Source organism: Thermodesulfitimonas sp. (genome assembly GCF_052743955.1).
Map to the genome: position 1 here is coordinate 1 of NZ_JBRAIN010000158.1, position 2174 is coordinate 2174.

Consider the following 2174-nt stretch of genomic DNA (forward strand, 5'->3'; position numbering starts at 1 on the left):
AACCAGCGTTTGCAGGTGCGCTGCGGCTAAGCCGAATTCTTTTTCGGCGTGCATCGAGATGTCGAGAAAGCCCCAGATTCTGCCTTCGTGGTCTCTCACCGGGCTGGCGACGCACCACCAATCTTTGAAGAGCTTGCAGTAATGGCTGCTCCCCCCGGATGGTTACGAGGCGCTGGTGCTCTCGGGCCAGGGCCAGGGCGTTGGTGCCGCAGCTTTCCTCGGTGAATATGGTGCCGGGCTTGACGCCGGCTTCCTCAATGGCGGCCAAAACCTCCGGCGCGGCGAAGATCTTGAGCGTCACGAGTTCCGGGTCGCAGAGGATGTAGATGTGGTTATCTTGCGGGCCGGTGTAATGATGGAGGGTGATTACTTGTCCAGCAACGGTAACGAGAAGTGCATTCTTTGCCAGGCGAGGATCGAGAAGGGTTTGGGGCAAGATTTGTTGGGGTTTATCGAGTTCAGGCGGCACTTGCAAGGCGCAGCAGCGCTCGTAGGAAGCCTCCAGTTCCGCCGGGGAACAGAGATAGGCACGGTAATCAGGCGGCCCCGGGTCCTTCGGGAAAAGAGCCATCAACCCACCCCTTTTGGCAAACGAAAGCTTTTTATCTCTTGGTTAGCCGGAGATTGCTGCAGAGATTGCTTGATTGCTGGAGGAGTATCCTGGTCTATGGAAAACTGCGACATTTATTTTAGAAGTAATTGTATCAAAAAAAACCGGTCTACAAGAAATTTGTAATTTTTCGTGGTAGATATCGCAACACAGTATGCTTCTTGCGCCACGGGTCAATTAAAGGCAGCAGCAGCAAAAGGTAAAGGCACAGGAGCAGCAACGGCTCGAAAAAGCGCCCCGTTGAGCGGCATTTAGGCCGGGAACCTTTCGTGAGCGAGGATTCCCGCCAGCGAAAAACCGCCCTGGTGAACGGCCCGGCGATAATTACACACAGCGGCCAGTCCGGCTTCAGGGTCTTCCAGATGAGGGAATAAATTTCGCCTAATACACGGGGATGATTGCCCTGAAAAAAATGCCAGATGGAAGGATGTGTTTCCGTGCTTGGGACGAAAGCAGAACCGGATCGGGTTTACCGGCCTTGAAGCCTGGTGCGCCAAACCGATGGTTTCCGAAGTCTTCTTTTGCGGTTTGCAGATTAGGTGCTCTTGCTCAGGAACGCGTTCGCTGGTATACTGGAGGCTAAGAGAGCGGTTATGATCGTGTTCCCTTGCAGTTTTGGCGAGGAAGGACGATAGCAGGTTTTGGTGGGATTTTATTCCGCCGGCCTCGTGTAGGTTATCGCAAGCGACTAACTTGAGGTGAAACTGAAATGGGGGATATACGGGTCAGAAAAGTTGTGGAAACCGATGGGGAAATATGCATCACCGGGTTGCCTTTCAAAAAGGGGCAGACGATAGAGATGACCTTAAAACCAATCAAGGGGAAACAGGACGCCAAGCCGGTTTTAACCGCGCAAAAGCTTTTGCGCTCCGGTTTGCCGGGTATCTGGGCTGACCGCAAAGATATCGGCGATAGTTCTGTTTATGCTCGCCGTTTGCGTGAGCAGGCTCAGAAACGCAAGAGGCTATAATGGTTCTCCTTGATACAGACGTAATGGTTGATATTTTGCGGGGTTACCCCCCGGCTCTATCCTGGCTGGAAAGCTTAGACGACGAGGAAATTGGCCTGCCTGGTTTTGTCGTGATGGAACTTATTCAGGGCTGCCGGAACAAAAAGGAACAGCAATTGGTTGAAAAAGCACTGGCAGTGTATAGAATTCTATGGCCTTCACCCCAGGATTACGATAAGGCGCTGGCTGTTTTTGCTTCCGCGCACCTCACAAGTAAGCTTGGCATCCTTGATGCTCTAATAGGTCAAACAGCCGTTGGCTTAGGGGAACCGCTTTGTACTTTCAACGTGAAGCATTATGCCGCCGTCCCCGGCCTTAAAACCACCCAACCGTATACCCGTTAACAAAGGCAGACGTACCTCCTTTGCTTTTGATTATCTGATGTGCCGGCTTCTTCAAATGGATGAGAACCGCTCCGGTGAACAGCCCGGCGATGAGCACCCACAGCGGCCAGTCCGGCTTCAGGGTCTCTCAGGTGAGGGAATAGCCTTGGCTTACCTCTAATCTACTACGCGGATACCGGTTTGCAATACCGAGCTGTTGAAAATTAGGGAG

The 2174-nt window shown here is 52.6% G+C and carries 2 protein-coding genes and 1 pseudogene; 2 read left to right on the forward strand and 1 reads right to left on the reverse strand.

All coding sequences use genetic code 11. The features are described from left to right. Positions 1–571 (reverse strand): annotated as a pseudogene (locus ACUVTA_RS09490) (hypothetical protein); the annotation flags it as partial. A 775-nt stretch (positions 572–1346) separates the two neighbouring features. On the opposite strand from ACUVTA_RS09490, the gene ACUVTA_RS09495 reads away from it, so the two are divergent. Both ACUVTA_RS09495 and ACUVTA_RS09500 read left to right on the forward strand, forming a co-directional pair. After that, on the forward strand, positions 1347–1580 hold the full coding sequence (locus tag ACUVTA_RS09495) for a hypothetical protein (protein WP_445952695.1): 234 nt from the start codon (positions 1347–1349) through the stop codon (positions 1578–1580). Continuing rightward, the gene (locus ACUVTA_RS09500) at positions 1580–1963 is read left to right on the forward strand and encodes a type II toxin-antitoxin system VapC family toxin (protein WP_445952696.1); all 384 of its coding nucleotides are present in this window, start codon (positions 1580–1582) and stop codon (positions 1961–1963) included. The genes ACUVTA_RS09495 and ACUVTA_RS09500 overlap by 1 nt, the downstream gene beginning before the upstream one ends. Positions 1964–2174 lie beyond the last annotated feature (211 nt).